The sequence below is a fragment of the Brevibacterium sp. UCMA 11754 genome (genome assembly GCF_021532275.1).
Lineage (GTDB): Bacteria > Actinomycetota > Actinomycetes > Actinomycetales > Brevibacteriaceae > Brevibacterium.
The window spans coordinates 14,747-37,711 of the sequence record NZ_JACBOT010000008.1 but is presented as its reverse complement, the minus strand read 5'-3'; the positions used below and the strand labels follow the sequence as shown (position 1 = coordinate 37,711).

33 protein-coding genes are annotated in these 22,965 nt (G+C 61.4%); 4 read left to right on the top strand and 29 right to left on the bottom strand.

The features are described from left to right. Positions 1-84 precede the first annotated feature (84 nt). Together HX613_RS04145 and glyA are read right to left on the bottom strand one after the other, a co-directional pair. Positions 85-972, bottom strand: coding sequence for a bifunctional methylenetetrahydrofolate dehydrogenase/methenyltetrahydrofolate cyclohydrolase (locus HX613_RS04145; protein WP_235344193.1), 888 nt, complete (start codon positions 970-972; stop codon positions 85-87). Beyond that, positions 972-2,246, bottom strand: a complete 1,275-nt coding sequence (glyA, locus tag HX613_RS04140) for a serine hydroxymethyltransferase (RefSeq protein ID WP_328284894.1) — start codon at positions 2,244-2,246, stop codon at positions 972-974. The genes HX613_RS04145 and glyA overlap by 1 nt, the downstream gene beginning before the upstream one ends. A gap of 168 nt (positions 2,247-2,414) precedes the next feature. On the opposite strand from glyA, the gene purU reads away from it, so the two are divergent. Next, on the top strand, positions 2,415-3,266 hold the full coding sequence (gene purU, locus HX613_RS04135; protein ID WP_235344192.1) for a formyltetrahydrofolate deformylase: 852 nt from the start codon (positions 2,415-2,417) through the stop codon (positions 3,264-3,266). A 111-nt stretch (positions 3,267-3,377) separates the two neighbouring features. Beyond that, positions 3,378-4,898 carry a sodium/proline symporter PutP gene (putP, locus tag HX613_RS04130; protein ID WP_235344191.1) on the top strand — a complete coding sequence of 507 codons (1,521 nt, stop codon included), beginning with the start codon at positions 3,378-3,380 and terminating at the stop codon, positions 4,896-4,898. Positions 4,899-5,165: 267 nt separating this feature from the next. Here putP and rplQ read toward each other — a convergent pair whose 3' ends face one another. From rplQ to HX613_RS04095, 7 genes are all read right to left on the bottom strand, one after another. Beyond that, positions 5,166-5,723 carry a 50S ribosomal protein L17 gene (gene rplQ / locus HX613_RS04125; protein WP_235344190.1) on the bottom strand — a complete coding sequence of 186 codons (558 nt, stop codon included), beginning with the start codon at positions 5,721-5,723 and terminating at the stop codon, positions 5,166-5,168. Between the two features lie 23 nt (positions 5,724-5,746). After that, the gene (locus HX613_RS04120; protein ID WP_143921942.1) at positions 5,747-6,745 is read right to left on the bottom strand and encodes a DNA-directed RNA polymerase subunit alpha; all 999 of its coding nucleotides are present in this window, start codon (positions 6,743-6,745) and stop codon (positions 5,747-5,749) included. A gap of 151 nt (positions 6,746-6,896) precedes the next feature. Continuing rightward, positions 6,897-7,301, bottom strand: a complete 405-nt coding sequence (gene rpsK / locus HX613_RS04115) for a 30S ribosomal protein S11 (RefSeq protein ID WP_009884958.1) — start codon at positions 7,299-7,301, stop codon at positions 6,897-6,899. 51 nt (positions 7,302-7,352) lie between these two features. Next, positions 7,353-7,721: a 30S ribosomal protein S13 gene (gene rpsM, locus HX613_RS04110; protein WP_092102951.1), complete on the bottom strand. Its 369-nt coding sequence runs from the start codon at positions 7,719-7,721 to the stop codon at positions 7,353-7,355. A 188-nt stretch (positions 7,722-7,909) separates the two neighbouring features. Next, positions 7,910-8,023 (bottom strand): 50S ribosomal protein L36, encoded by a 114-nt coding sequence (rpmJ, locus tag HX613_RS04105; protein WP_009884960.1) that lies wholly within the window; start codon positions 8,021-8,023, stop codon positions 7,910-7,912. A gap of 61 nt (positions 8,024-8,084) precedes the next feature. Then, positions 8,085-8,306: a translation initiation factor IF-1 gene (gene infA, locus HX613_RS04100; RefSeq protein ID WP_101574514.1), complete on the bottom strand. Its 222-nt coding sequence runs from the start codon at positions 8,304-8,306 to the stop codon at positions 8,085-8,087. 275 nt (positions 8,307-8,581) lie between these two features. Beyond that, a complete protein-coding gene (locus tag HX613_RS04095) occupies positions 8,582-9,805 on the bottom strand; it encodes an MFS transporter (protein ID WP_235344189.1) in 1,224 nt (407 codons plus the stop codon). A gap of 162 nt (positions 9,806-9,967) precedes the next feature. On the opposite strand from HX613_RS04095, the gene HX613_RS04090 reads away from it, so the two are divergent. After that, on the top strand, positions 9,968-11,113 hold the full coding sequence (locus HX613_RS04090; protein ID WP_235344188.1) for a MalY/PatB family protein: 1,146 nt from the start codon (positions 9,968-9,970) through the stop codon (positions 11,111-11,113). Between the two features lie 51 nt (positions 11,114-11,164). On the opposite strand, the gene HX613_RS04085 is transcribed toward HX613_RS04090, so the two are convergent. Then, entirely contained in the window at positions 11,165-12,049 is an 885-nt protein-coding gene (locus tag HX613_RS04085; protein WP_235344187.1) for a PaaX family transcriptional regulator, read from the bottom strand. A gap of 78 nt (positions 12,050-12,127) precedes the next feature. On the opposite strand from HX613_RS04085, the gene HX613_RS04080 reads away from it, so the two are divergent. Further along, a complete protein-coding gene (locus HX613_RS04080) occupies positions 12,128-12,373 on the top strand; it encodes a hypothetical protein (RefSeq protein WP_235344186.1) in 246 nt (81 codons plus the stop codon). A gap of 14 nt (positions 12,374-12,387) precedes the next feature. Here the strand turns inward: HX613_RS04080 and map are convergent, their stop codons facing one another. The 19 genes from map to rplB form a co-directional block, all read right to left on the bottom strand. Continuing rightward, positions 12,388-13,224 carry a type I methionyl aminopeptidase gene (gene map, locus HX613_RS04075; protein WP_235344185.1) on the bottom strand — a complete coding sequence of 279 codons (837 nt, stop codon included), beginning with the start codon at positions 13,222-13,224 and terminating at the stop codon, positions 12,388-12,390. Further along, a complete protein-coding gene (locus HX613_RS04070) occupies positions 13,221-13,787 on the bottom strand; it encodes an adenylate kinase (protein WP_235344184.1) in 567 nt (188 codons plus the stop codon). The genes map and HX613_RS04070 overlap by 4 nt, the downstream gene beginning before the upstream one ends. A gap of 40 nt (positions 13,788-13,827) precedes the next feature. Further along, entirely contained in the window at positions 13,828-15,129 is a 1,302-nt protein-coding gene (gene secY, locus HX613_RS04065) for a preprotein translocase subunit SecY (RefSeq protein ID WP_235344183.1), read from the bottom strand. Positions 15,130-15,415: 286 nt separating this feature from the next. After that, positions 15,416-15,868 carry a 50S ribosomal protein L15 gene (rplO, locus tag HX613_RS04060; protein ID WP_101621031.1) on the bottom strand — a complete coding sequence of 151 codons (453 nt, stop codon included), beginning with the start codon at positions 15,866-15,868 and terminating at the stop codon, positions 15,416-15,418. A 1-nt stretch (position 15,869) separates the two neighbouring features. Further along, positions 15,870-16,052 carry a 50S ribosomal protein L30 gene (gene rpmD / locus HX613_RS04055; protein ID WP_143921951.1) on the bottom strand — a complete coding sequence of 61 codons (183 nt, stop codon included), beginning with the start codon at positions 16,050-16,052 and terminating at the stop codon, positions 15,870-15,872. Beyond that, on the bottom strand, positions 16,052-16,753 hold the full coding sequence (gene rpsE, locus HX613_RS04050) for a 30S ribosomal protein S5 (RefSeq protein ID WP_235344182.1): 702 nt from the start codon (positions 16,751-16,753) through the stop codon (positions 16,052-16,054). Before rpsE ends, rpmD begins: the two co-directional genes overlap by 1 nt. Next, the gene (gene rplR, locus HX613_RS04045; RefSeq protein WP_009883554.1) at positions 16,750-17,130 is read right to left on the bottom strand and encodes a 50S ribosomal protein L18; all 381 of its coding nucleotides are present in this window, start codon (positions 17,128-17,130) and stop codon (positions 16,750-16,752) included. The genes rpsE and rplR overlap by 4 nt, the downstream gene beginning before the upstream one ends. A gap of 2 nt (positions 17,131-17,132) precedes the next feature. Then, complete coding sequence (gene rplF / locus HX613_RS04040; RefSeq protein ID WP_235344181.1) at positions 17,133-17,669, bottom strand: 50S ribosomal protein L6; 537 nt, start codon at positions 17,667-17,669, stop codon at positions 17,133-17,135. Positions 17,670-17,685: 16 nt separating this feature from the next. Next, the gene (rpsH, locus tag HX613_RS04035; protein WP_009883556.1) at positions 17,686-18,084 is read right to left on the bottom strand and encodes a 30S ribosomal protein S8; all 399 of its coding nucleotides are present in this window, start codon (positions 18,082-18,084) and stop codon (positions 17,686-17,688) included. 69 nt (positions 18,085-18,153) lie between these two features. Continuing rightward, a complete protein-coding gene (rplE, locus tag HX613_RS04030) occupies positions 18,154-18,723 on the bottom strand; it encodes a 50S ribosomal protein L5 (RefSeq protein ID WP_096161012.1) in 570 nt (189 codons plus the stop codon). After that, entirely contained in the window at positions 18,723-19,091 is a 369-nt protein-coding gene (gene rplX, locus HX613_RS04025; protein ID WP_101621025.1) for a 50S ribosomal protein L24, read from the bottom strand. Before rplX ends, rplE begins: the two co-directional genes overlap by 1 nt. A 2-nt stretch (positions 19,092-19,093) precedes the next feature. Then, complete coding sequence (gene rplN / locus HX613_RS04020; protein WP_009883559.1) at positions 19,094-19,462, bottom strand: 50S ribosomal protein L14; 369 nt, start codon at positions 19,460-19,462, stop codon at positions 19,094-19,096. A gap of 144 nt (positions 19,463-19,606) precedes the next feature. Further along, positions 19,607-19,894 (bottom strand): 30S ribosomal protein S17, encoded by a 288-nt coding sequence (gene rpsQ / locus HX613_RS04015; RefSeq protein WP_235344180.1) that lies wholly within the window; start codon positions 19,892-19,894, stop codon positions 19,607-19,609. Then, the gene (rpmC, locus tag HX613_RS04010) at positions 19,894-20,145 is read right to left on the bottom strand and encodes a 50S ribosomal protein L29 (RefSeq protein WP_009883561.1); all 252 of its coding nucleotides are present in this window, start codon (positions 20,143-20,145) and stop codon (positions 19,894-19,896) included. The genes rpsQ and rpmC overlap by 1 nt, the downstream gene beginning before the upstream one ends. 2 nt (positions 20,146-20,147) lie before the next feature. After that, positions 20,148-20,564, bottom strand: a complete 417-nt coding sequence (gene rplP / locus HX613_RS04005; protein ID WP_009883562.1) for a 50S ribosomal protein L16 — start codon at positions 20,562-20,564, stop codon at positions 20,148-20,150. A gap of 3 nt (positions 20,565-20,567) precedes the next feature. After that, on the bottom strand, positions 20,568-21,389 hold the full coding sequence (rpsC, locus tag HX613_RS04000; protein WP_009883563.1) for a 30S ribosomal protein S3: 822 nt from the start codon (positions 21,387-21,389) through the stop codon (positions 20,568-20,570). Next, positions 21,389-21,775, bottom strand: coding sequence for a 50S ribosomal protein L22 (gene rplV / locus HX613_RS03995; protein WP_009883564.1), 387 nt, complete (start codon positions 21,773-21,775; stop codon positions 21,389-21,391). The genes rpsC and rplV overlap by 1 nt, the downstream gene beginning before the upstream one ends. A gap of 42 nt (positions 21,776-21,817) precedes the next feature. Continuing rightward, on the bottom strand, positions 21,818-22,099 hold the full coding sequence (gene rpsS / locus HX613_RS03990; RefSeq protein WP_009883565.1) for a 30S ribosomal protein S19: 282 nt from the start codon (positions 22,097-22,099) through the stop codon (positions 21,818-21,820). Positions 22,100-22,114: 15 nt separating this feature from the next. Next, positions 22,115-22,951: a 50S ribosomal protein L2 gene (rplB, locus tag HX613_RS03985; RefSeq protein WP_009883566.1), complete on the bottom strand. Its 837-nt coding sequence runs from the start codon at positions 22,949-22,951 to the stop codon at positions 22,115-22,117. Positions 22,952-22,965 lie beyond the last annotated feature (14 nt).

Below are 22,965 nucleotides of genomic sequence, written 5' to 3'. Positions count from 1 at the left end.
AACAGAGACCGGACCAGCAGAACCGAGACCGACGGCCTCCCACACACTGATGTGGGAGGCCGTCGGTCTGAGAACTTGAACCGTTCAGGCGGCTGCGACCGCCCGCTGAGCGACGTCGACGACGTTCTTCAGAAGCAGCGCCCGAGTCATGGGCCCGACTCCGCCGGGGTTCGGTGACACCCAAGCCGCCACCTCGGCGACTGCAGGGTCCACATCTCCTACGATCTTCGACTTCCCCGTCTCCGGGTCCTCTTCGCGTGAGACTCCGACATCGAGGACGACCGCACCAGGCTTGACCGCGTCGGCGGTCACGATCCGAGCCGAGCCCGCGGCGGCGACGATGATGTCGGCCTGAGCCAGCAGCTCGGGCAGATTCGTCGTTCCGGTGTGCGTCAGCGTCACCGTGGCGTTGTACTCGCGGCGGGTCAGCAGCGCACCGATCGACCGGCCGACGGTGACACCACGGCCGACGACCACCACATGCTTGCCGGCCAGTTCGACCCCGTTGCGCGCCATCAGCTCGATGACTCCACGTGGGGTGCACGGCAGCGGAGTGGTGATCTCCCGGTTGACATTGAGCATGAGCCGGCCGAGGTTGGTCGGATGCAGCCCGTCCGCGTCCTTGGCCGGGTCGATGCGTTCGAGGACCGTGTCCGTGTCGATATGAGACGGCAACGGCAGCTGCACGATGTATCCGGTGCATTCGTCATCGGCGTTGAGCTCGTCGATGACCGACAGGAGCTCGTCCTGGCTCACCGATTCCGGAAGATCACGTCGGATGGAATGGATGCCCACCTCGGCGCAGTCACGGTGCTTTCCCGCCACATACCACTTCGACCCCGGATCCTCACCGACGAGGACCGTGGCCAAGCCGGGAATGATGCCCTGCTCGGCCAGGTCCGCGACGGCCGTCCTCAGCTCTTCCTTGATCTCCTTTGCACAGGCCTTGCCGTCAAGTATCTGTGCCGCCATCAGTACTGCTCCAGATCTTCGTAGAGGGGGAAGTTGTCGCTGAGCTTCTTGACCCGAGCGCTGAGTGCGTCGACGTTCGCACCGGGCTTCAGCGCCTCGGCGATGACATCGGCGACCTCGGTGAACTCGGCATCGCCGAACCCGCGGGTGGCCAGAGCAGGGGTGCCGATACGCAGACCGGAGGTCACCATGGGCGGCCTGGGATCGAACGGAACGGCGTTGCGGTTCACAGTGATTCCGACTTCGTGCAGGAGGTCTTCTGCCTGCTGGCCGTCCAAGGCCGAGTTGCGCAGATCGACGAGGACCAGGTGAACGTCGGTTCCGCCGGTCAGGACCGTTGCCCCAGCCTTGGCGACATCGTCGGCCAAGAGTCGCTCAGCCAAGATCTGGGCTCCGCGCACGGTCCGTTCCTGGCGGGCCTTGAACTCTTCGGACGCGGCGAGCTTGAACGCCACTGCCTTGGCCGCGATCACGTGCATCAGCGGTCCGCCCTGCTGTCCCGGGAAGACGGCGGAGTTCAGCTTCTTCGCGTACTCCTCCTTGCCGAGGATGAAGCCTGAGCGTGGACCGCCGATGGTCTTGTGCACCGTCGATGACACGACATCGGCGAAGGGCACCGGGTTGGGGTGCAGGCCGGCGGCGACAAGTCCGGCGAAGTGGGCCATGTCGACCCAGAGCTTCGCTCCGACTTCGTCGGCGATGTCGCGGAAGGCCTGGAAGTCGAGCTGGCGCGGGTAGGCAGACCAGCCTGCAACGATGACCTCGGGGCGATGCTCGAGTGCTCGCTCACGCACCTTGTCCATGTCGATGCGGTAGGTGTCGGGATCAACTTCATAGGAGGCGACGTCGTAGAGGCGTCCCGAGAAGTTGATCTTCATGCCATGGGTGAGGTGACCCCCGTGGGCCAACGACAAGCCGAGCATCTTGTCACCGTGGCGGGCGAGTGCGTGCATCACGGCGGCGTTGGCCGAGGCACCGGAGTGTGACTGCACGTTCGCGTATTCGGCACCGAAGAGGCTCTTGGCCCGGTCGATGGCGAGAGTCTCAGCGACATCGACGTACTCGCAGCCACCGTAGTAGCGCTTCCCGGGGTAACCCTCGGCGTACTTGTTCGTCAGCACGGATCCCTGTGCCTGCAGCACTGCGCGCGGCACGAAGTTCTCCGAGGCGATCATCTCGAGAGTCGAACGCTGACGGCCCAATTCCTGGTCGAGGACTTCCGCGATCTGTGGATCGATGTCTGCAAGCGAAGCCTGCATCGTGTTATCAGTCATGTATACACTCCTGTGGCATCCAAAGTGATGAGAGGGACGCCGCGATCGGCTCCGCGAGCACCCGGAAACAATGCTAACAGCGAACCAGATCACACCGATGAGCCGTTCGTCATCCGGATGACGGGCCGGTTTCGGGCCACACCGGGTACGACCATTAGAATCGATCGCATGAGTCGAGAATGGATCCTGCGAGTCACCTGCCCGGACGCAACCGGAATCGTGCATGCCGTGACCGGGGTCCTCGCCTCACTCGGTGCCAACATCACCGAGTCCCAGCAGTTCTCCTCCCCCGATTCCCTCCAGTTCTTCCTCCGCGTCCAGTTCGTCACGAACCGCGATTGCGATGCCGATGCCCTGGAGTCTTCACTCGCCGAGGCGGCTCACCGTTTCGATATGACGCTCAGTCTCCAGCCGGTGGAGAAGAAGACGAGAACTCTCGTCCTCGTGTCGAAGGCCGCGCACTGCCTCAACACTCTGCTGTTCCAGCAGAGCTCGGGTCAGCTGCCCATCGATATCGTCGGTGTGGCCGGCAACCATGACTCCCTGCGGCCACTGGCCGAATTCCACGGCCACGACTTCCACCACATTCCGATCACTCGTGAGACCAAGGATGCTGCTGAGGCGCGACTGAGCGGACTCGTCGATGAGCTTGACGTCGAGCTCATCGTCCTCGCCCGGTACATGCAGATCCTCTCCCCCGATCTGTGTGCTCGGCTCGAGGGCCGGGTCATCAACATCCACCACTCGTTCCTGCCCAGTTTCAAGGGCGCAAAACCGTATCACCAGGCGCACGCCCGGGGAGTGAAGATCATCGGAGCCACAGCCCACTACGTCACCCCCGATCTCGACGAGGGGCCGATCATCGAACAGGATGTCGCTCGCGTCGATCACAATCGCAATATCGCCGACTTCGTCCAGCGCGGCCAGGATGTCGAAGCAGCGGTGCTCGCACGGGCCGTGGCCTGGCATGCAGAAGGACGTGTCCTCATGGACGGGCACCGCACGGTCGTCTTCAACTGATCGGAGCACCTCGGCGACCCTGAATAAGCCTTGACCATTCTCTTAGGCAATTCACACCCGTTGCGCAATCCGTTGTAGAGTCGCCCCGGTTTACAAAAGGAGACGACTTTAATGACGGAAACCACTTTCCGCACAATTGCAATCGTCCTGTACTTTGCAGGAATGCTGGCCATCGGCTGGTTCGCGTACCGCAAAACCAAGAACAGCCTCGACGACTACATGTTGGCTGGCCGCGGGCTGCGCCCCAGCGTTGCCGCACTGAGCGCCGGAGCCTCGGACATGTCCGGCTGGCTGCTCATGGGGCTGCCCGGAGCCATCTACGCGGCGGGATTGGTCGAGGCTTGGATCGCTGTGGGTCTGACCGCCGGAGCCTGGGTGAACTGGAAGTTCGTGGCCCCTCGTCTGCGGTCATTCACGGAGAAGGCCGGTGACTCGATCACCATTCCCAGCTTCTTCGAGCAGCGTCTGAAGGACAACACCCGCCTGCTGCGCATCGTCTGCGGTGTCATCATCCTGGTCTTCTTCACCTTCTACGTCTCCTCCGGCATGGTGGCAGCTGGCAAGTTCTTCGAATCGAGCTTCGGCCTGAATTATCTCGCCGGCATGCTCATCGTCGCGGCCATCACCATGATCTACACGCTGTTCGGCGGATTCCTCGGTGCCACACTCACCGACGTTGCCCAGGGCCTGCTGATGTTCGCCGCACTCATCGCGGTCCCGATCGTCGCGGTGGTCAACGCTGGCGGTCCGTCACATGTGATCTCCAACGTCAAGGAGATCGATCCCAGCCTGCTCAACGTCTTCGGCAGCGGACCGTTCTGGGCCGGTGGCACCTACCTGGCTGTCATCTCTGCTCTCGCCTGGGGTCTGGGCTACTTCGGCCAGCCGCACATCATCGTGCGGTTCATGGCGCTGCGGACTCCTGCGGATGCGAAAGTGGCTCGCCGGATCGGTGTTGGGTGGATGGGAATCTCCGCTCTCGGGGCCATCGCCACCTCGATCGTCGGGATCTCCTACTTCTCCGAGCATGCCGATATGGAACCAACCGACCCGGAGACGGTGTTCCTGGATCTGGCTCAGATCCTCTTCCACCCATTCATCGCGGGACTGGTCCTGGCTGCGGTGCTCGCGGCGATCATGTCGACGATTTCATCGCAGCTCGTCGTCACCTCTTCGGCTCTCATCGAGGATCTCTACAAGATCGCGGCGCTGCGCACTGGTTCCAAGCGCACCCTGCAGGACAAGACCTATGTCCTCCTCGGTCGCCTCGGCATCCTGGTCGTCGCGATCATCGCCGTACTGTTGGCGATATCGCCGTCGAACAGTATCCTCGATCTGGTGGCATTCGCCTGGGCCGGCTTCGGTGCCTCCTTCGGGCCGATCGTGCTGCTGACCCTGTTCTGGAAGAAGCTCAGCAACTGGGGCGCGCTGTTCGGACTCATCTCGGGTGCTGCAGTAGCGTTCATCTGGGGACAGGTCAGCACACCGCTGACAGAATCGATCTACGAGATCATTCCCGGCTTCGCCATCAACCTCATTGTGGCGGTCGTGGTCAGCAGGTTCACGTACAAGCCCAATGCGGACACAGACCGCGAATTCGACGAATCAGTTGAACTCTCACGAGTGAAGTGAGGGACCAACGGCTCGCCTGACGGACTCAAGTGCGTCGGGCGAGCTGAGTCCGCCACCTTCATCATGCCCTACACTCAGCGGCTATTCCTCCACCAGCACCGGGAGGAATAGCCGCTGAGTGGTTGCTGCCCGACTAGTGAGTGCGACATGGTCCTGACGGGAGGTGCTGAGACTCCTCTTGCATCCCGTACACGACCACTCTCCTGTGAATACACTTCAGGCGGGCACCCATCGGGTGCCCGCCTGAGTTGTTGCGACTGAAGAGTCTTACTTGGTCTCTTCGGCGCTTTCGTCGGTTGCTTCTTCAGCGACCTCTTCGGTTGCGACCTCTTCGGTTGCGGCCGAGTCGGCTGCTTCCTCAGTGGACTCAGCAGGAGCCTCTTCGACGACCTCTTCGCTCGTGTTCGCCGTTGCTGCGGTCTCGGTGGCCTGCTCGGCTTCCTTCACAGTTGCCTGCTTCGGCGAGTAGGGCTCGAGAACCAGTTCGATGACGGCCATGGGCGCATTGTCACCGGCACGGGGACCGATCTTGGTGATACGCGTGTATCCGCCGGGACGCTCGGCCATGGTTTCGGCGATCGAGGTGAACAGCTCGTGCACGATCGACTTGTCGCCGATCTTTCCGAGCACGCGACGACGGGCGGCGAGGTCGCCCTTCTTGGCATGAGTGATCATACGTTCCGCCACCGGACGCAGGCGCTTGGCCTTGGTCACGGTCGTGGTGATCTTCTTGTGCTCGAACAGGGCCGCAGCCATGTTGTTGAGCATCATGCGCTCGTGTGTTGGGGAGCCTCCGAGACGAGGACCCTTGGTTGGGGTTGGCATAGTGTCTTACTCCTAGGTCTTAATCAGTACTGTTCGTCTTCGACGTAGGACTGGTCCTCATCAACGAGACCGGGTTCGAACCCGGCGGGACTGTCCTTGAGGCTCAGGCCCAGCTCGTTGAGCTTGGCCTTCACTTCGTCGATCGACTTCGAACCAAAGTTGCGGATATCCATCAGATCGGCTTCGCTGCGGGCAACGAGTTCGCCGACGGTGTGGATTCCTTCGCGCTTGAGGCAGTTGTAGGAGCGCACGGTCAGATCGAGATCTTCGATGGCCAGTGCCAGATCGGCAGCCAGAGCTGCGTCAACCGGCGAGGGTCCGATCTCGATGCCTTCGGCTTCGACGTTGAGTTCCCGAGCCAGGCCGAAGAGTTCGACCAGTGTCTTACCCGCAGATGCAATCGCATCGCGTGGGGTCATCGACGGCTTGGTCTCAATGTCGAGCACCAGGCGATCAAAGTCGGTGCGCTGCTCAACACGAGTGGCCTCGACCTTGTAGGTGACCTTGAGAACCGGCGAGTAGATCGAGTCAACGGGGACCCGACCGATCTCTGCATCCGCATTCTTGTTCTGAGCGCTCGAAACGTATCCGCGTCCACGTTCGATGGTCAGCTCCATGTCCAGACGGCCTTCACCATTCAACGTGGCGATATGCAGATCTGGGTTATGGATCTCGACTCCGGCAGGAGCAGAGACATCGGCGGCAGTCACGGTGCCGGGGCCCTGCTTGCGCAGGTAGGCAACGACCGGTTCATCGAATTCCGAGGACACGACCAGGGACTTCAGGTTGAGGATGAACTCAGTGACATCCTCCTTGACTCCTGGAACGGTGCTGAACTCGTGGAGCACACCGTCGATCCGGATGGATGTGACGGCGGCACCTGGAATCGACGACAGCAGGGTACGACGAAGCGAGTTGCCGAGGGTGTAGCCGAATCCTGGCTCGAGTGGTTCGATGGCGAACCGTGAGCGATTCTCGGAGACGACTTCTTCCGTGAGCGTTGGGCGCTGTGCAATGAGCACGTGGGCTTCCTTTCAGCGAACATCCGCTATATGACGTTCGCACTGCACGTCATGGCCTGAAGCCATGAAGAACGGTTCGGTTTATCTTGGAATCCGCTCTGCGACTGATGCCGGGGCTTGCCCCGTCATCGGTCGCAGATACACGGAAGGATCAGCCGCGGCGGCGCTTGGTGGGACGGCAGCCGTTGAACGGAACTGGAGTGACATCCTGAATGGTGCCCAGTTCCAGACCGGCGGCCTGCAGCGAACGGATCGCGGTTTCGCGTCCCGAACCTGGTCCCTTGACGAAGACGTCGACCTTCTTGAGGCCGTGCTCCTGTGCGCGACGGGCAGCGGATTCCGCGGCCATCTGCGCGGCGTAAGGGGTCGACTTGCGCGAACCCTTGAAGCCGACCTCACCTGAGGAGGCCCAGGAGATGACAGCACCGGTCGGATCGGTGATCGACACGATGGTGTTGTTGAAAGTTGACTTGATGTGTGCCTGGCCGGCAACGATATTCTTCTTGAGCTTGCGGCGAGGCTTGCGCACTGTAGCGGCGCGTGACTTGGGAGGCATGTGTTTTACTCCTGATCGAGGTGGCTGATGCTGGTCAACCGGGTGAGCATGTTACTTCTTCTTACCGGCCACGGTGCGCTTCGGTCCCTTGCGGGTACGCGCATTCGTCTTGGTCCGCTGTCCGCGAACCGGCAGACCGCGGCGGTGACGCAGGCCTTCGTAGCTTCCGATCTCCACCTTGCGGCGAATGTCGGCAGCAACCTCACGTCGGAGGTCGCCCTCAACCTGGAATGTGCCCTCGATGAAGTCACGCAACTGGACGAGCTCGGCATCGCTCAAGTCCTTCACACGGGTATCAGGGCTGATTCCCGTTTCCGTCAGGGTCTGGCGCGCACGGGTGCGGCCCACACCGTAGATATAAGTCAAGGCGACTTCCACGCGCTTTTCACGCGGGATGTCGACTCCGGCAAGTCGTGCCATAGGTACTATCTCCTGTTGTAGTTCCGGAGGTGCTGATGCAGACCTGTCCTTGGTTTCCCAAGGTCCTCGGCCCCCGACCGAAGGTATCGTCCTGACGCTGCCCTAAAGGCAGTGCAGATGGCGAGGTCTGCGCGGGTGTGGTGCTGCTGAAGCCCCTTTCGGGTGCCTCTGTCTGCTCGAAGAGCTGCTCAACCCTGGCGCTGTTTGTGACGCGGGTTGGAGCAGATGACGATGACCCGACCGTGACGGCGGGTAATCTGGCAATTCTCGCAGATCTTCTTGACGCTTGGCTTAACCTTCATGGTTTTTCCTTCTTCCGACCCTTACCCCTGCGCAGGGGCGGGTACGAATGATCGAAGATCCTTACTTGTAGCGGTAAACGATTCGCCCACGCGAAAGATCGTATGGAGACAGCTCCACGATGACCCGGTCCTCAGGGAGAATTCGAATGTAGTGCTGTCGCATTTTTCCTGAGATATGCGCAAGCACCCTGTGCCCATTGCTCAGCTCAACCCGGAACGATGCGTTCGGGAGGGCTTCGACAACGGCGCCTTCGATCTCAATGACCCCTTCTTTTTTGGCCATATCGTTCGCTAACCTCGTATTCCCGCGAAAACTTCGCGTTCGACGTAATCGTGTATCGTCGATTTACCCCGACGACCCCATGGTCCGTGGCCCACCTCACCACATGAAAAGTTGCGGATGGCAAATGCCGCCCACAACTGAAAAAGGGTGAGTTGAGTGAGAACAGACCAATCAACAACCCTACACTATGGCCGAAGATTCTTCCACACGGTGCTGGCTTACGGGAGTGAAGTCCCCTACAATCGACCTCCCCCCTCGCCGAGGCGGTCCCAGGTTCAGATCGCGCGTCGAGTTCCGTACCCGGCCCGGATGCTCACAATGACGGCGATCGCGAGCACGACGAAGCCCATCAGGGCGATCGATGCGAACCCGCCGAAGGCCAGCAGCGGCCCGGACAACGCTGCCAACGCGGCGGCCCCGAAGTTCATTCCTGCGTCTGAGAGTCCCTGCACCGACATGCGATGCGCGGGATCGATCTCTTTGGTCAGCAGGGTGGATCCAGCGATGAGGCAAGCGCTCCAGCCCAGACCCAAGACGAACAGCGCCACCGACAGCCGGGCGAACGACGACTCGCCGAGAGCATCGATGAACCCGAGGACCAAGGACACGGCGAACAGTCCGTGGCCAAGGAGAATCACACGACCGGCGGAGTATCTGTCGGTGAGGTAGCCGAAGACCGGGGAGAGTCCGTACATGCCGAGGATATGCCCGCCGATCGTGATGCCGATCAGTTCGAGGCCGAGCCCATGGTGGTCCATGTGAAGCGGTGTCATGACCATTGTCGCCACCATGATCATGTGCCCGGTGACCACGGACAACAGCCCCATGAGCGCGCTCGGGGAACGTCTGATGGCCTGCCAGGTGCCACCTCGGCGAGGGGACGTCGAGGACTCATCCCGTGTGGCAGGTGTGAGTCGGCGCAGGAAGAGGACGCTGAGAAGGGCAAGTGCGAAGCCCGCGATCGCGATGACGAACGGACCCGACAACGGGTCGAGGTTCAGGGCTCGGCCGATTCCGGCACCGGGCCCCGAGAGGTTGGGTCCGATGACGGAGCCGATCGTCGTGGCCCAGACGACCACGGACATCGCTGAGCCCTTGAGATGGTCGGGAGCCGCATCCGTGGCAGCATAGCGGCCCTGCAGCCCCGCGGCCGTCGCCGCCCCGAAGCAGCCCATGCCGATGAAGAAGGCGATGTCGATGCCGAACAGGATCGCGGCCACGATGAGAATGGCACCGCAGAGCGCGATCGCGTAGGCGATGGCCAATGCCAGGCGCCGGCTTCTGCGTTCGGCCAGCTTCGCCAGTGGAACGGCAAGCAGTCCGGCGCCGAGGATGGACGCAGTCTGCGCGAATCCGGCGAGCTCCGTGCGTCCGGTCAGACGCTCCGCGAGGATCCCGCCGACGGCGAACCCTGTGGCGATGCCGATGCCGGAGAACAGCTGCGCCAGGCTCAGAGCCCATTGATTCCGGCGGAACACCGACTGCGGCGGTGCAGACATCGCGACCACCACCTCTCAATTGTCTCAATGACTGGGCCCAGATCCTGTTGCAAGGTCCACTTTAGTCCGTGACCGTGCATGTCAGAACGGACCGCGTACGCGGCGGTTGCCCTGCTAGCGTGAAACCGGACAGTCTCGCAACGGCCAACGAAGGAGCATCACGTGCAGGACCTGGATTCGATCTCAGAAGACTCACTCATCGCCAAAGGCGGACGCAAGTGGTCAAGCTTCCCGGGCAGCCTCGGCGCGTTCATCGCAGAGATGGACTTCGGTGTCGCACCGGGCGTGCGCCAGGCTCTGCGCGAGGTCGATGAGCGCGATCTCTTCGGCTATGCACCGCAGTCGATCGTCTCCGACCTGAAGTCGGCCACCTCGGCGTTCTGCGCCGAACGCTACGGCTGGCAGTTCCCGGAGCAGCATGTCGAGCTCGCCAGCGATGTCATCGCAAGCTTCCTGGGCATCCTCACCCACCTGACCCCGGCCGATACCCCGATCGTCCTTCCGACGCCCGCCTACATGCCCTTCTTCGATGTCGCCGCGGTCACAGGACGAGAGCTCATCGAGGTGCCGATGATCCGGTCCGAGACAGGCTGGTCCGTCGACCTCGATGCAGTCGATGCCGCGCTGGTGCCCGGGGCCACCCTGGTTCTGTGCAATCCCCATAATCCGATCGGGAAGGTGTACACGGAGAGTGAGCTTCTGGAGCTCGCCGAGGTCGTCGAGCGCAATGATGCACGTGTGTTCTCCGATGAGATCCACGCACCGCTGGTCTACGAACCGGCCCGTCACATTCCCTACGCGAGCTTGAATGAGACCACCGCGTCCCATACGGTCACGGCAACGGCTGCGTCGAAGGCGTTCAACATTCCCGGACTCAAATGCGCGCAGCTGATCTTCACCAGTGCAGACGACCGCGCGATCTGGGCGAAGAAGGGCAACTTCGTCTCGGGTGCGGCTTCGAACCCCGGCATCCTAGCCACCACAGCGGCGTACACCCAGTCAGGTGACTGGCTGGCCGAGATCACCGCCTATCTCAAGGGCAATCGTGAGCTTCTGACCGACCTCGTGGCCACACATCTGCCCAATGCCACGTTCCTCCCTCCCCAGGGCACGTACCTGGCGTGGTTGGATATGCGCGGATATGGGCTCGAGACCGGTCTTTCCGAACATTTCAATGCCCAGGCCCACGTCGCGATCACCGAGGGGCGCCTGTGTGGTGAAGTCGGCGCAGGTCATATCCGATTCAACTTCGCACTGCCGCGCCCCCTGCTCACCGACGCGATCGAGCGCATCGCCTCCGCCCTCTGATCGAGCACAATGGCCTCATCCGGCACAGTGCTGTCATCGGACACAGTCGGTTCAGCTGTTCGGCAGCCACTCGATGAGGTCGAAGGCTGAACTCGAACCAGCACACTCCAGGATCTGCTGGTCGAATCTCAGGCAGTACTCCAGGTTGCAGCGGTCCATGAGATTGCGGAAACGCAGGGCAGGCTGGTCGGATCCGACCAGCTCCGATGGAAGTATCGGATGCGTCATGACTGCTCGCGCGACCTGGAAATAGACGTCGAAGAACTTCACCAACGGCAACTCAGGGTGTCCACCACCCGGTTGGCTGCCATCCTGGCTCAGTGCAGCCAGCTCGCTCTCAAGCGGTGGAAGCTCAAGAGTCGCGGACCCTACGTCGAAGGCTCGCGCAGTCATTCGCTTCGCGGAGGCGATATCCGCAGGTTGCATCGTGGCGTATTCACACCAGCCCGGCTCGATGACTGCCGGCAGCTGAGCCGACAATGCAGATGAGAGATCCGCAAAGGACAAAAGCAGTCCAGGGCGCAGCTGGCGGTACCCGAGCATTCTGCTCACGTATTGGAACCGGTCACGCTGCATCCGCGCTGACTCGGGAATCGAGTACATCACGCAGTGGAACCGGCCTTCAAAAGTCGGTTCCTCGCGGTCGCCCGCGATGTCCATGAAGCCGGAGAGTATGCGCGGACTCAATCGATAGATGGAGACTCGTCCGAGTCTCTCGCTGGTCAGAATATTGCGCTGAACCATCCGCACCAGCTGATTGTGCACGCTCGAGGACGAATAGCCGTGTTCGGCGAGGATACCGACGATCACGGGCCCGGGCAGGCCCTGAGCGCGCAGACAGCCGAAGACGGAGATGACGTCGAAGGCGATGCGGGTCAGACGATATCGATCGCCCACATCTTCCCGACGTTTCGTGTGATCGTGGACACCCGTCATGCCCAGATCCTAACGTGAAAGCGCAAGGATCCTGTCGAGCAGGCCGAAAAGACGGTCACAAGTACGAGGAGCAGCGTCATGGACGACAAAGTGTACGAAAAGAATCAGCGGGTCTTCCAGACCGCACGCACCGCCGCGGTGCTGAGCGGAGCGATCACGGCCTTCATCACCTTCGCCGCGTTCATGAGCGCTGGCTTCGGGATTCAGGAGACCGCGGCATGGATGTTCGCACTGAGTCTCATGTCAGCCTCGGCGCTGTTCGTCATCATGCACATCGTGACGACGAATGACCTGAAGCGAAAGCGGCCGACGCCGCAGACCTGAAGCGGCGATCTTCCTCAAGCACCAGCCGCAGGCACAGGAGTGATTCCGAAGGGTGCAAGACCAGCCACTCCTCCATCCTCAGCTGTCAGTACCCAGACTCCCCCATCATGTCTGGCGACGCTGTGCTCCCAATGGCTGGCACGTGATCCGTCATCGGTCACGATGGTCCAGTCGTCGGCCAGGGTGATCGTCTCGCTGCTGCCGGCAGTGAGCATGGGTTCGATCGCGAGGCACATTCCCGATCTGATCTTGGGCCCGTTCGAACGCGCCCGATAGTTGAGGACCTCAGGCGGCATATGCATAGCCGTTCCGATGCCATGGCCTGTGAACTCCTCCACGAGGCCCAGATCGGGGGCTTCGCTTGAGACGTGATCGTCGATGGCATCCCCGATGTCACTGACTTTGCTCCCTGCTGCGAACGCAGCAATGCCCACCCACATGGCCTTCTCCGTGGCCTGGGACAGTGCGATGTCCGCCTTCGACCCAGCGGCATCTCCGCCGATGATCATTGTGAAGGCGGAATCACCGTGGAACCCATCGACGATGGCTCCACCATCGATGGACACGAGGTCCCCGGACTCGAGGACCCGCTCGCCCGGTATGCCGTGCACGATCTCCTCGTTCACGGAGATGCACACAACGGCGGGAAACCCCTGATAGCCCAGGAAGTTGGACTGAGCTCCCGCCGCGGTGATCACAGATTCGGCGGCTGCATTCACCTCGGCGGTGGTGGCGCCCGGGACTGCTGCTGCGCGAGCAGCCTTCAGCACCTCGTTGGTGAGTAGGCCTGCCCGGCGCATCGTGACCAGCTGTTCAGGAGACTTCAGCTCGATCCTGGGACCGAAGATCATCGAATGGAGTCGAGGATTCGGTCGGTGATCTCTGCGACTTCACCGAGTCCGTCGACCTGGCGCAGCAGGCCGCGTTCGCGGTAGATGTCAGTCAAGGGCTGGGTCTGCTCGGCGTAGACGTCCAGGCGGTGACGGATGACGTCTTCACTGTCATCGCTGCGGCCTTCGGTCTGAGCGCGCGCCAGGAGGCGGGCGACGACCTCGTCGAAATCGGCGGTGAGCTCGACGACCTTCTCGATCTCGTGGCCCTGAGCGGCGAGAATCCGATCGAGTTCGTCCACCTGCGCGCTGGTGCGCGGGTAGCCGTCGAGGAGGAATCCCTCAGCGGCATCGTCCTGGCCCAGTCGATCGGCGACCATCGAATTGGTCACCTCGTCGGGGACGTACTCGCCGGCGTCCATGTAGCGCTTGGCCAAATTGCCGAGTTCGGTCTCGCCCTTCACGTTCGCTCGGAAGATGTCACCGGTCGAGATCGCCGGGATGTTCAGCGCCTCGGACAGTCGTGCGGCCTGGGTGCCTTTGCCGGCACCAGGGGGGCCGATCAGAATGATGCGTGAGCTCATAAGGTATTTCCTTCCAATGGATTTCCGCGGTCGGGGTCGGTCAGCGCAGCAGACCTTCGTAGTGGCGCTGCTGCATCTGCGCATCGATCTGCTTGACGGTCTCCAGACCGACGCCCACCACGATCAGAAGCGAGGTGCCGCCGAACGGGAAGTTCTGGTTCGCGTTGATGAGAACCAGCGCGATCAGCGGAATCAGTGCGATGAAGGCAAGGTAGAGCGAGCCCGGGAAGTTGATGCGGCTGAGCACGAAGCTCAGGTAGTCGGCTGTGGGCTTTCCTGCCCGGATGCCGGGGACGAAGCCGCCGTACTTCTTCATATTGTCGGCGACTTCCTCCGGGTTGAAGGTGATCGCGACGTAGAAGTAGGCGAAGAAGATCGTCAGCACGGCGTAGGTGGCGATGTAGATGGGGTGGTCACCGCGTGTGAAGTAGGTGTTGATCCACTCCACCCACTTGCTCTCGGGATCGAAGAACTGCGAGATCAGGCTCGGCAGGTAGAGAACCGAGGAAGCGAAGATCACCGGGATCACACCGGCCATGTTGACCTTGATCGGGATGTAGGTCGAGGTCCCGCCGAACATCCGCCGACCAACCATGCGCTTGGCGTACTGCACCGGGATGCGGCGCTGGGACTGCTCGACGAAGACGACGAGTGCCACGAGCACCAGACCGACGGCGATGACGATGAGGAAGATGTCGATGCCCTGTTCGCGGAAGATCGCTCCCAGCGACGAGGGGAAGGCCGAAGCCACCGAGGTGAAGATGAGCAGCGACATTCCGTTGCCGACTCCGTGCTCGGTGATCTGTTCGCCGAGCCACATGATGAGGCCGGTGCCTGCCACCAAAGTGATGACGAGGACGGCGATGCCCCACCAGGTGTCGTTGGTGATGAGGTCGGTGCAGCCTTCGATCTGGCCGAAGAGCGCTCCCGAGCGCACGGTGGACACGAGGGTCGTGGCATTGAGCACGGCCAGCCCGATGGTCAGGTAGCGCGTGTACTGGGTCAGTTTCGCCTGGCCCGAGGCTCCCTCTTTGTGGAGCGACTCGAAGCGCGGAATGACTACGCGCAGAAGCTGCACGATGATGCTGGCGGTGATGTAGGGCATGATGCCCAGAGCGAAGATCGACAGCTGCAGCAGTGCACCGCCGCTGAACAGGTTGATCATCGCGAACCCGCCCTCATTCAGCTGCGGGGACGCCACGCACTCCTGAACCTGGGTGTAGTCGATTCCCGGCGAGGGAATGAACGAACCGAGGCGGAAGATGACAAGAATGCCCAGGGTGAAGAGGAGTTTGTTCCTCAGGTCGGGCGTTCTGAAAGCCCTCCGAATTGCGCCGATCAAGCGTCCTCCTCATTGGGGGATGAAAAAGTCAGGGTCGAAGATGCGACCTGGCGAATGAGACAAATACCTGCAAAAGACTACCAGGCTATGACCGTCAGGCTGAAACCGAGAGGCCGCTTGGACGACTACTCAAGCCCGATATCGTCGGGACTGTGTCGAAACCGACTCTGAGGCGTCTTCGCCCAGGTCGCAGCCTCGAGAATTCGGGTACGAAGAAGGGGCGGTCACAGTGTGACCGCCCCTTCTGAGGAACCCTGAGAGTTCAGACCCGCTGTGCGAGTGCTGTTCAGGCTTCGCTGACGCTTCCGCCTGCAGCCATGATCTTCTCGAGTGCTGAACCCGAGACCTTGTCTGCAGTGATGTTCAGAGCAACGGTGATCTCACCGGTGCCCAGAACCTTCACGGGCTGCTTTGGACGCACGGCGCCCTTGGCAACCAGATCGGCGACAGTGACGTCGCCGCCTTCTGGGTACAAGGCCGACAGCTTGTCAAGATTGACAACCTGGAACGTCACCTTTGCGGGGTTCTTGAACCCGCGCAGCTTAGGCAGACGCATGTGCATCGGAGTCTGTCCACCCTCGAAGCCGTGAGGAACCTGGTAGCGGGCACGTGTGCCCTTGGTTCCGCGTCCGGCTGTCTTGCCCTTCGAAGCTTCACCACGACCGACACGGGTCTTGGCGGTTTTTGCTCCGGGGGCAGGACGGAGATCGTGGACCTTCAGTGAGTCGTCATTCGACATATCAATCCACCTCTTCCACAGTCACGAGGTGACGCACGACGTTGATCATTCCCCTGATTTCCGGGCGATCTTCGCACACCACCACATCGTCGATCCGCTTCAGTCCAAGCGAACGCAGCGACGCGCGCTGGTTCGGCTTGCCACCGATATCGGACTTGCGCTGGGTTACCTTGAGCTTTGCCATCAGGACTTCCTCTCGCCTTCAGCAGCCGCCCGCAGCAATGCGTGAGGGGCGACCTCGTCCACAGGCAGTCCACGGCGTGCCGCGACCTGCTCTGGGCGTTCGAGGCCCTGGAGGGCCTTGATCGCCGCGCGAACGATGTTGATTGCGTTGGCTGATCCCAGCGACTTGGACAGGATGTCCTGAACACCGGCAGCATCGAGGACCGCACGCACCGGACCACCGGCGATGACGCCGGTACCGGGAGCGGCAGGCCGAAGCATGACGACACCGGCAGCGGTCTCACCCTGGATCGGGTGCGGAATGGTCTTCTGGATGCGGGGGACGCGGAAGAAGCTCTTCTTCGCCTCCTCAACACCCTTGGCAATGGCTGCAGGAACTTCCTTAGCCTTGCCGTAGCCCATGCCGACCATGCCGTCTCCGTCACCGACGACGACGAGGGCGGTGAAGGAGAACCGACGTCCACCCTTGACGACCTTCGACACACGGTTGATCGTCACGACGTGCTCGATGAACTGGCTCTTCTCTTCACGGTCACCGCGACCGCCGCGTCCACGGCCTTCGCCGCGTCCACGACCCTGGCCGCCCTGGCCGCCCTGACCGCCCTGACCACCTTGACCGCGGCCACGTGAGGAGCGATCACTGTTGTTATCGGTACGGGTCTCAGCAGCTGGCTGCTGTTCCTTGTTCTCTTCAGTGCTCATAGGGCCAATCCTCCTTCACGTGCACCTTCGGCGATTGCCTGTACACGTCCATGGTAGGCGTTGCCGCCACGGTCGAATACAACGGCTTCGATGCCGGCTTCCTTGGCGCGCTGGGCTACCAGTTCGCCGACCTTGTGGGCCTTGCCGGTCTTGTCACCTTCGAGTGTGCGCAGGTCGGCTTCCATGGTGGAGGCCGATGCCAAGGTCTTGCCGACGGTATCGTCGATGACCTGGACAAAGACGTGGCGCGTGGAGCGAGTCACTGACAGGCGTGGGCGTTCCGGCGTACCGCTGACATGCTTGCGCAGACGAGCGTGACGACGTTTGCGGGCCGCGGCCCTGCCCTTGCCGTAGCTTTCCTTTTTGCCAAAGGCCATCTCTACTTACCAGCCTTTCCGACCTTGCGACGGACATTTTCTCCGACGTAGCGAACACCCTTGCCCTTGTAAGGCTCAGGCTTGCGCAGCTTCCGGATGTTGGCAGCGGTCTCTCCGACCAGCTGCTTGTCGATGCCGTGAACGGCCAGCTTGGTCTGTCCGTCGACCGTGAAGGAGATTCCCTCAGCTGGTTCAACGGTGATCGAGTGGCTGTAGCCCAGAGCGAACTCGAGGTTCGACCCCTTGGCCTGCACGCGGTAACCGGTGCCGACGATTTCGAGAGCCTTCGAGTAGCCCTCGGTCACACCGACGATCATGTTGTTGATCATCGTGCGGGACAGTCCGTGCAGCGAACGCGATTCGCGCTCCTCGTTCGGACGGGCCACTGTTACGACGCCTTCGTCGAGCGATACGGAGATCGGCTCGGCGATGGTGACGGACAGCTCGCCCTTAGGTCCCTTGACGGCGACATCCTGGCCATCGATTTTGACCTCTACGCCATTCGGGACGGAGATCGGGTTCTTGCCAATACGTGACATATTCTTCTCTCCTTCCTTACCAGACGTAGGCGAGGACTTCCCCACCCACACCCTTCTTGGCGGCCTGACGATCAGTCAGGAGACCTGACGAGGTCGACAGGATGGCGATGCCGAGTCCACCGAGGACCTTAGGCAAGTTGGTCGACTTCGCGTAGACGCGCAGTCCGGGCTTCGATACACGGCGCAGGCCGGCGATCGAACGCTCGCGGTTGGGACCGAACTTGAGGTCCATGAGCAGGGTCTTACCGACCTGAGCGTCTTCGACGCTCCAACCGGTGATGTATCCCTCGCTCTTGAGAATCTCAGCGATGTTGGATTTCAGCTTCGAGAACGGCATGCTGACGTCCTCGTGATAAGCCGAGTTGGCGTTCCGCAGACGTGTCAACATGTCTGCGACTGGATCAGTCATTGTCATTTGGGCTCTAGCCCTTCCTCGTTACGGTTTCCGCCCACGCAATGCGTGCTTGGACCTGCAACGTAGCGATTATTTGGTCTTGAACGGGAACCCGAGGTGACGCAGAAGTGCACGTCCCTCGTCGTCGGTGTTCGCTGTAGTCACAACTGTGATATCCATACCCCGGACGCGGTCAATCCGGTCCTGATCGATCTCGTGGAACATCGACTGCTCCGTGAGACCGAAGGTGTAGTTACCGTTCCCGTCGAACTGACGATCCGAGAGGCCGCGGAAGTCGCGGATACGCGGAAGAGCCAGAGAGATGACACGGTCGACGAATTCCCACATACGGGCTCCACGCATGGTGACGTGGGCTCCAATGGGCTGACCTTCGCGCAACTTGAACTGGGCGATGGATTTCCTCGCCCGAGTCACGATCGGCTTCTGACCGGTGATCAGAGTGAGATCGTTGATTGCGCCTTCGATCAGCTTCGAATCGCGTGCTGCGTCACCCACACCCATGTTCACGACGACCTTGGTCAGACCGGGAACCTGCATGGGGTTTGCGTAGTTGAACTCGTCCTGCAGCTTGGCCACGATGTCATCGCGGTAAACCTGCTTGAGGCGTGGCGCTGGACGGCTCGTTGTTGTTTCCGTCATCAGATCTCCTCCCCGGTGCGACGCGAGACGCGGACGCGGACGGTCTTATCGCGACCATCGCGCTCCACAGTTTCCTCGCGGTATCCGACGCGGGTGGGCTTGTTGTCCTTAGGATCAACGAGCGCCACGTTGGACACGTGGATTGGGGCTTCGTGAGTCTCACGGCCACCGGCAGTGCCGCCGGCCTGAGTCTGCGTTGCCTTCTTGTGCTTGATCACGCGGTTGATGCCCTCAACGAGGACGCGGTTGCGTTCCGGATACACGGCAAGAACCTTGCCCTGCTTCCCACGATCGCCACCTCGTGACTGACGGGCGCCTGCAATCACCTGGACGAGGTCGCCCTTCTTGATCTTGAGCTTGTTCGCCATGCTCACAACACCTCCGGTGCCAGGGAGACGATCTTCATGAACTTCTTGTCGCGCAATTCGCGTCCCACGGGTCCGAAGATACGGGTTCCGCGTGGTTCGCCATCAGTCTTGAGAATGACTGCCGCATTCTCGTCGAACTTGATGTACGAACCATCGGGACGACGGCGTTCCTTGGCGGTGCGAACGATGACAGCCTTGACGACGTCACCCTTCTTCACATTTCCACCAGGAATTGCGTCTTTGACGGTTGCCACGATGGTGTCACCGATCGAGGCGTAACGCCGACCGGAACCACCCAGAATCCTGATTGCCAGGATCTGCTTGGCACCAGTGTTGTCGGCGACCTTGAGTCGCGACTCTTGCTGAATCACTATTTTCTCCTGTCGTCGCGCCGGTTCTCACACGATTGGATGAGCCTTGCGGAACGGATTAATGACATTTCACCCCGTTCCCGGTAGCCGCCCACGATCTGCTGGAGACCGTGGGCGGGACCGGGTGGGAGGGGTGGCGTCGGCTTACTTGGCGCGTTCGATGATCTCGACGAGCCGCCAACGCTTCGCGGACGAAACCGGCCGCGTCTCGGACACGAGGACGAGGTCGCCGACACCAGCGGCGTTCTCCTCATCGTGAACCTTGTACTTCACCGACTGGCGAAGAACCTTGCCGTACAGGCGGTGCGTCTTGCGCTCCTCCACCTCGACGACGATGGTCTTCTCCATTTTGTCGGAAACAACGTAACCACGCGCAGTTTTGCGGGAGTTACGGTCCGCAGGCTTTGCCTCGGGCTTGGTGGTCTCCGCCATCACTTGTCCTCTTCCTTAGCGTCAGCGGGGTTCGGACGGATGTCCAATTCCCGCTCATTGAGCACGGTGTAGATACGAGCGATGTCGCGACGCACGGCCTTGAGCCGACCGTGGCTCTCCAGCTGGCCGGTGGCCGACTGGAAGCGCAGGTTGAACAGCTCGGCCTTAGCCTTCTTGAGCTCCTCGAGCAGACGCTCGTTGTCATAACCGTCAAGTGCGTCCATGGAAAGGTTCTTCGAACCGATTGCCATACTCACTCACCACCTTCGCGGGCCACGATACGGGCCTTGAGCGGAAGCTTGTGGATCGCGAGACGCAGCGCCTCGCGTGCAACTTCCTCGGACACACCGGCGAGTTCAAACATGACCCGACCCGGCTTGACATTGGCGACCCACCACTCAGGCGAACCCTTACCGGAACCCATGCGGGTCTCGGCAGGCTTCTTCGTCAGCGGTCGATCTGGGTAGATGTTGATCCACACCTTGCCACCACGCTTGATGTAGCGCGTCATGGCAATACGTGCGGCCTCGATCTGCCGGTTGGTGATGTAGGCAGGCTCTGTGGCCTGGATGCCGTAGTCACCGAACGACACCTTGGTGCCGCCCTTGGCTGCGCCGCCCCGCTTGGGGTGGTGCTGCTTGCGGTATTTAACCCGACGAGGGATCAACATGTGTCAGCCCTCCGATCCGGCCTCAGCCGCTGGGGCCTCGGCATTGTTCTCGGTCTTCGGCGCTGCGTCATTCCGGCGCGGTGCTGCTGCGCCTTCCTGTCCACGACCACGGCCTCCACGGCCGCGCCCACGGCCCTTGGGGCCACGAGCTGCAGGAGCCTTCGCCTGCTCGGCAGCAAGCTCCTTGTCGGTCATATCGCCCTTGTAGATCCACACCTTGACGCCGATGCGACCAAATGTGGTGTGTGCTTCGTGGAAGCCGTAATCGATGTTCGCACGCAGGGTGTGCAGAGGCACACGACCTTCGCGGTAGAACTCGGAACGGCTCATCTCAGCACCGCCGAGGCGGCCGGAGCACTGCACGCGGATGCCCTTGGCACCTGCACGCTGAGCGCTCTGGATCGACTTGCGCATCGCGCGGCGGAAGGCCACACGACTTGCGAGCTGCTCGGCAACTCCCTGAGCAACGAGCTGCGCGTCGATCTCAGCGTTCTTCACCTCAAGGATGTTGAGCTGAATCTGCTTGCCGGTGAGCTTTTCGAGCTGACCGCGAATGCGATCGGCTTCGGCTCCACGACGCCCGATGACGATGCCCGGGCGGGCAGTGTGGATGTCGACTCGGACACGATCACGAGTGCGCTCGATGTTCACCTTGGAGATGCCAGCGCGCTCAAGGCCCTTGGTCATCATCTGTCGGATCTTCACATCTTCGAGCACGTAGTCGCTGTAGCGCTGTCCCGGCTTAGTCGAGTCAGCAAACCACTTTGACTTGTGATCCGTCGTGATTCCGAGTCGGAATCCGTTCGGATTGATTTTCTGGCCCATTAACGGTTCCCCTTCCGGCTCTTGCGCTGAGGCAGGTCGTCACCGCTGGCCAGGACCACTGAAACGTGGCTTGTGCGCTTTTCAATGCGAAAAGCGCGACCCTGAGCTCGCGGGCGGAACCGCTTCATGGTTGGTCCCTCGTCCACGAATGCTTCGGAGATGACCAGTTCGTTCTCGTCGAACGCAATGCCCTCCTCGTCGGCCCGGGTACGCGCATTGGCGATTCCGGAGGCAACGAGCTTGTAAATCGGATCTGATGCCGACTGTTCTGCAAACTTCAACACTGCAAGTGCTTCGGTCGCCTGCTGACCACGAATGAGGTCGATGACGCGCCGAGCCTTGCGAGGCGTGACGCGCAGGTAACGCGCCTTAGCCTTGGCTTCCATCGCTTCCTTCTCTCTTGTCTAGGATCGTAAGAGTGCCCCGCGTCAGCGGCGGCGACCCTTGCGATCGTCCTTTTCGTGGCCACGGAACGTCCGTGTCTGTGCGAACTCGCCAAGCTTGTGTCCGACCATGGCTTCAGTGATGAAGACTGGAACATGCTTGCGTCCGTCATGAACTGCGATGGTGTGTCCCAGGAAATCCGGGATGATCATCGAGCGACGAGACCATGTCTTGATTACGTTTTTAGAGTTCTTCTCGTTCTGACGAGCCACCTTCTGGTACAGGTGTTCATCGACGAAAGGACCCTTTTTGAGGCTACGAGGCATAAGTCAGTACTCCAATCAGCGCTTCTTGCCGGTCCGGCGACGGCGCACGATGTACTTGTCGCTCTCTTTGTTCGGCCGGCGTGTGCGGCCTTCTGACTGACCCCACGGGCTGACTGGGTGACGACCACCCGAAGTACGGCCCTCGCCACCACCATGTGGGTGGTCGATCGGGTTCATGACGACACCACGGACGGATGGGCGCTTGCCCTTCCAACGCATGCGGCCTGCTTTACCCCAGCTGATGTTCGACTGCTCGGCATTGCCGACCTCGCCGATCGTCGCACGGCAGCGAGCATCAACATTGCGGATTTCGCCCGAAGGCATCCGCAGTTGAGCGAACCGGCCGTACTTCGCAACGAGCTGCACGGAAGAACCGGCAGAGCGAGCGATCTTGGCACCGCCGCCTGGACGCATTTCAACTGCGTGCAGCACGGTACCGACTGGGATGTTGCGCAGGGCAAGGTTGTTGCCCGGCTTGATGTCTGCACCCAGACCGGCTTCCACCTGTGCGCCCTGCTTGAGGTTCTGCGGGGCGAGGATGTAGCGCTTCTCGCCATCTGCATAATGCAGAAGAGCGATCCGCGCAGTGCGGTTCGGGTCATATTCGATGTGTGCGACCTTCGCCGGTACGCCATCTTTGTCATGGCGGCGGAAGTCGATGACACGGTACTGACGCTTGTGGCCGCCGCCCTGATGGCGAGTGGTCACGCGTCCCTGGCTGTTGCGGCCACCGCGCTTAGGCAGTGGGCGCAAAAGTGACTTCTCCGGTGTAGACCGGGTCACTTCGACGAAGTCGGCGACCGATGAGCCACGGCGGCCCGGGGTCGTCGGCTTGTGCTTACGGATTCCCATGAGTCTTGTCCTTC

Bases quoted from the DNA above. Each gene is read 5' to 3' on its own strand.
- HX613_RS04145 (WP_235344193.1), bottom strand. From the start codon at position 972: ATGGCGGCACAGATACTTGACGGCAAGGCCTGTGCAAAGGAGATCAAG.
- glyA (WP_328284894.1), bottom strand. From the start codon at position 2,246: ATGACTGATAACACGATGCAGGCTTCGCTTGCAGACATCGATCCACAG.
- purU (WP_235344192.1), top strand. From the start codon at position 2,415: ATGAGTCGAGAATGGATCCTGCGAGTCACCTGCCCGGACGCAACCGGA.
- putP (WP_235344191.1), top strand. From the start codon at position 3,378: ATGACGGAAACCACTTTCCGCACAATTGCAATCGTCCTGTACTTTGCA.
- rplQ (WP_235344190.1), bottom strand. From the start codon at position 5,723: ATGCCAACCCCAACCAAGGGTCCTCGTCTCGGAGGCTCCCCAACACAC.
- rpsK (WP_009884958.1), bottom strand. From the start codon at position 7,301: ATGCCTCCCAAGTCACGCGCCGCTACAGTGCGCAAGCCTCGCCGCAAG.
- rpsM (WP_092102951.1), bottom strand. From the start codon at position 7,721: ATGGCACGACTTGCCGGAGTCGACATCCCGCGTGAAAAGCGCGTGGAA.
- rpmJ (WP_009884960.1), bottom strand. From the start codon at position 8,023: ATGAAGGTTAAGCCAAGCGTCAAGAAGATCTGCGAGAATTGCCAGATT.
- infA (WP_101574514.1), bottom strand. From the start codon at position 8,306: ATGGCCAAAAAAGAAGGGGTCATTGAGATCGAAGGCGCCGTTGTCGAA.
- HX613_RS04095 (WP_235344189.1), bottom strand. From the start codon at position 9,805: ATGTCTGCACCGCCGCAGTCGGTGTTCCGCCGGAATCAATGGGCTCTG.
- HX613_RS04085 (WP_235344187.1), bottom strand. From the start codon at position 12,049: ATGACGGGTGTCCACGATCACACGAAACGTCGGGAAGATGTGGGCGAT.
- HX613_RS04080 (WP_235344186.1), top strand. From the start codon at position 12,128: ATGGACGACAAAGTGTACGAAAAGAATCAGCGGGTCTTCCAGACCGCA.
- map (WP_235344185.1), bottom strand. From the start codon at position 13,224: ATGATCTTCGGTCCCAGGATCGAGCTGAAGTCTCCTGAACAGCTGGTC.
- HX613_RS04070 (WP_235344184.1), bottom strand. From the start codon at position 13,787: ATGAGCTCACGCATCATTCTGATCGGCCCCCCTGGTGCCGGCAAAGGC.
- rplO (WP_101621031.1), bottom strand. From the start codon at position 15,868: ATGTCGAATGACGACTCACTGAAGGTCCACGATCTCCGTCCTGCCCCC.
- rpmD (WP_143921951.1), bottom strand. From the start codon at position 16,052: ATGGCAAAGCTCAAGGTAACCCAGCGCAAGTCCGATATCGGTGGCAAG.
- rpsE (WP_235344182.1), bottom strand. From the start codon at position 16,753: ATGAGCACTGAAGAGAACAAGGAACAGCAGCCAGCTGCTGAGACCCGT.
- rplR (WP_009883554.1), bottom strand. From the start codon at position 17,130: ATGGCCTTTGGCAAAAAGGAAAGCTACGGCAAGGGCAGGGCCGCGGCC.
- rplF (WP_235344181.1), bottom strand. From the start codon at position 17,669: ATGTCACGTATTGGCAAGAACCCGATCTCCGTCCCGAATGGCGTAGAG.
- rpsH (WP_009883556.1), bottom strand. From the start codon at position 18,084: ATGACAATGACTGATCCAGTCGCAGACATGTTGACACGTCTGCGGAAC.
- rplE (WP_096161012.1), bottom strand. From the start codon at position 18,723: ATGACGGAAACAACAACGAGCCGTCCAGCGCCACGCCTCAAGCAGGTT.
- rplX (WP_101621025.1), bottom strand. From the start codon at position 19,091: ATGGCGAACAAGCTCAAGATCAAGAAGGGCGACCTCGTCCAGGTGATT.
- rpsQ (WP_235344180.1), bottom strand. From the start codon at position 19,894: ATGGCGGAGACCACCAAGCCCGAGGCAAAGCCTGCGGACCGTAACTCC.
- rpmC (WP_009883561.1), bottom strand. From the start codon at position 20,145: ATGGCAATCGGTTCGAAGAACCTTTCCATGGACGCACTTGACGGTTAT.
- rplP (WP_009883562.1), bottom strand. From the start codon at position 20,564: ATGTTGATCCCTCGTCGGGTTAAATACCGCAAGCAGCACCACCCCAAG.
- rpsC (WP_009883563.1), bottom strand. From the start codon at position 21,389: ATGGGCCAGAAAATCAATCCGAACGGATTCCGACTCGGAATCACGACG.
- rplV (WP_009883564.1), bottom strand. From the start codon at position 21,775: ATGGAAGCCAAGGCTAAGGCGCGTTACCTGCGCGTCACGCCTCGCAAG.
- rpsS (WP_009883565.1), bottom strand. From the start codon at position 22,099: ATGCCTCGTAGCCTCAAAAAGGGTCCTTTCGTCGATGAACACCTGTAC.
- rplB (WP_009883566.1), bottom strand. From the start codon at position 22,951: ATGGGAATCCGTAAGCACAAGCCGACGACCCCGGGCCGCCGTGGCTCA.